5 protein-coding genes are annotated in these 2,963 nt (G+C 43.3%); all 5 read right to left on the minus strand.

Going from position 1 to position 2,963, the window contains the following annotated elements:
• Positions 1 to 464, minus strand: a 464-nt coding sequence (locus tag BCF53_RS18940; RefSeq protein ID WP_132704275.1) for a transposase, incomplete at its 3' end; no start/stop codon positions are given.
• Between the two features lie 175 nt (positions 465 to 639).
• A complete protein-coding gene (locus tag BCF53_RS18945) occupies positions 640 to 1,083 on the minus strand; it encodes a GNAT family N-acetyltransferase (RefSeq protein WP_132704323.1) in 444 nt (147 codons plus the stop codon).
• Between the two features lie 107 nt (positions 1,084 to 1,190).
• Positions 1,191 to 1,622 carry a GNAT family N-acetyltransferase gene (locus BCF53_RS18950; protein WP_132704325.1) on the minus strand — a complete coding sequence of 144 codons (432 nt, stop codon included), beginning with the start codon at positions 1,620 to 1,622 and terminating at the stop codon, positions 1,191 to 1,193.
• Positions 1,623 to 1,759: 137 nt separating this feature from the next.
• On the minus strand, positions 1,760 to 2,050 hold the full coding sequence (locus tag BCF53_RS18955; RefSeq protein ID WP_132704327.1) for a hypothetical protein: 291 nt from the start codon (positions 2,048 to 2,050) through the stop codon (positions 1,760 to 1,762).
• A gap of 163 nt (positions 2,051 to 2,213) precedes the next feature.
• On the minus strand, positions 2,214 to 2,657 hold the full coding sequence (locus tag BCF53_RS18960) for a GNAT family N-acetyltransferase (protein ID WP_132704329.1): 444 nt from the start codon (positions 2,655 to 2,657) through the stop codon (positions 2,214 to 2,216).
• Between the last annotated feature and the right edge of the window lie 306 nt (positions 2,658 to 2,963).

A 2,963-nucleotide genomic window follows, 5' to 3' on the forward strand; every position in this document is an offset into this window, starting at 1 on the left:
CTCCATTCCTTTGCGGCGTTTGAACGCATCTTGCAGCCATCGATCGCAAACAGTTCATTACCTAATAGCCCTTCTTCGTGGCAAATCAGCAGCACTTGCTCAAACAGTTCCGTCATGTTCTTGGGATACCGGCTAACGAACTTGGCAATGGTTGTCCAATGTGGAACGGTATCGCAGGAGAGCGCTTTAAAGATGACGTTAGTCTCGCAGCACCATTGGATTTCCCGAGAAGAAGTAATGCCTTTGGAATAGGCGAACAGAATGATCGAGAGCAGAATAGCAGGATCATAAGCCGGTCGACCGCTTTCATCATTGCTGTACAGATCGTTAAAAATACTGAGATCGAGCTTGTTGTGGATTAGATAATGAATGGCGTGTTCGAACGTACCGGATTGAAGCTGGTCTTGATAATTAATCACGACCATTGAGCTTTGATTGAAATCGTAGTGCTTGAATTTTGGCATGAAACAAACTCCGTTGATTTATGCCATTTTAAAAGTTTTCGGGAAGGATTTGGAGGTTTTTCTACAGCCTCAACGCCGCCAACAGCGGCAGCTTTGTTGTTGTGACTTTTGTGGAACAATGGCGAAGCCATGCACAAAAGGCGCGGCGGCAAAGCTGTCCGACTGCTTGGTTTTGTTAGCTGGTGACTTTGACAACAAAACTATAGCCATGCTTTTTAAATCCAAGCGACTCGTAGAATCCGTGAGCTTGCTCTCTTTTAAGGTTTGCCGACAGTGTTAGTTTATAGCACCCCAGCCGTTCGCATTCATCAAGAACAAAGGACATCAGTTTCTTTCCTATTCCAGAACGATGCCTATCAGGAGCGACCGCGACACTTTCTACTATTCCTGATGAACTACCGCTATGCCCCATATTAGGAACGATAAGAAGTGTTAACGTACCAACAACTTGATTCTCGAGCTCTGCTACAAAGATCTTGTAGTAAGGGTAGGATTTCATCAAGCCAAAGATCTTCTGTGCTTCATTAAGGCAAAGCCGCTCGCCATTGTCGATTGATGGTTGTGCATACAAATCTAATATTGAAGAAATATCACTCTTATCAGCTTCTCGAATCTTCACATTGACACCATTTCTCTGGCATAAGCTAACGTTGTGAACACCGGCAAAAAATGAACGCCAGTGAAATTTTTGTCCTTAGCCCGGAACGGGCTGGGTGCTTCACCTTGTTACGTGTCGCGTTGTAGAAGCACGAAATTATCATCGCTTTCAATAATATGAAAGCCATTCACCTCATAAAACCTTAGAGCACGCACATTGACGTGAAAGCACCTTAATTTTAGCGGCTTATCTGGCTGAAGGTTTTGGATCAGCCTAAGCACTTTCTTACCAAGTCCTTTACCTTGTTGCGCTGGGCCAAGGATTACCATATTGAGATAAGTATCACCTTCATTTAGTGAATACTGAACATATCCCAGTTTTTGATTAGAAAAGACTATGAACGAAGTATTTAATTTGAAGTAACGACGATTAAATTCATTTATTTGCCACCCATCTTCCCAGCCCCAAATTCTATCTACATGAGGTTTCATCTCTGGTACAAACAAGTCCCAAATTTCTCGCTTACCTTCTTCGGTTGCTTTTACTAACTCTAGGTCCATAGTTCCTTATACGTAACGCCCAGCTCAGTGGCGTTTTGGTTGTAGTGGAAATTTGTGCAACAATGGCCGAAGGCCATGCACAAATTGAAGCGAAGACCAAAACGTCAACTGGAGCTGTTTGTTATGTGATTGGCAATTCATTTAAAAAGTGCCTCAAGCTCTCTGATGGCATACATACAACCGACTGCCTCACCCTCTATCCTATGTAAATCATCCCCCTCGAATTCTTCCATTTCTTTTGACTTTAGAATAACCCATGATTTGAGTTCTTTGGACAATATTTCCAATTTTTTAAGGTTTGATAGATCGCCTTCCACTTCCACCGCTTCGCATTCATTAGCGAACGGGTTATTAAAGGATTTAAGCAACTGCTGAGCTAAAACACTATCCTTAAAGACATTTAGCGCTTTCTTATATTCATCTTCCATTATTCACTGATCGCTTTCTATAGATACACTAAAGGCTACTTCGCCAGATTTTCACATAACGCCAAGCTCACCTGCAAATATTGCGGAGAGCGTTTTGTGTAAAATGGAGCTGCGCGACATACACAAAACGAACGCAGCAATATTTGTCAGGTGCAGCTTCTTGTTAGAAATTTTTCGCCCTCTCCATAAAGTAGTGGATGTCGTTTTCTGCCACGACCTTAAACCCGTTTCTACGATATAGTTCTCCTACTGGATTCCACTTGAGGTACTCTAGAACAACATTCTGACCGAGACTATCAGCTTCGCTAAGAACCCGACGAAGAACAAAAGAACCGATTCCTCTCCGGCGATAAGCGCTGAAAATATAAAATTCGCCAAATCGAAGCGCCCCATCATCTTGCTTAAGCAAAGACACAGTGCCAACTTTTTCACCGTTATGAACAATCAAAAACCAGGGCTTCTCTTTCCAACGTAAAAAATGGACTTCACGCTGATACTCCTCATCCCAACCCCATTTTGAAATGATGTGAGGCCCTAAGGCATCCTTCTTAGCACTATACGCAAACTCGAAGTCTTCCGAGATTGCTTTTACAAGCTGAACTTCCATATTGGTAATTTCTAACGCTTAGATATCCGTCGCGCCACAGCCCCTAAAAAAACCAGCTTGCCTGCTGGCCTCCCAATACCGTTTCCCGCGTACGGATCATCGTCTTGTTGAAAAAATGCCCGACCTCCTGTGGAAGGTTGACAAGCTTTTGATCCTTTTAATGCCCTCATTTAACTGAGTTGCAGTACCCTTGGCAAGTACTTCGATCACCCTATTCATACCTTTCTCTATTTCGCAGGCACAGCACGACCGCCTTCGGCAAGGTGGCAAATCTCTCCTTGTGCTCAAATCTCTTCGTTTTTATTC

This window comes from Reinekea marinisedimentorum (assembly GCF_004341165.1).
GTDB classification, from domain to species: domain Bacteria; phylum Pseudomonadota; class Gammaproteobacteria; order Pseudomonadales; family Natronospirillaceae; genus Reinekea; species Reinekea marinisedimentorum.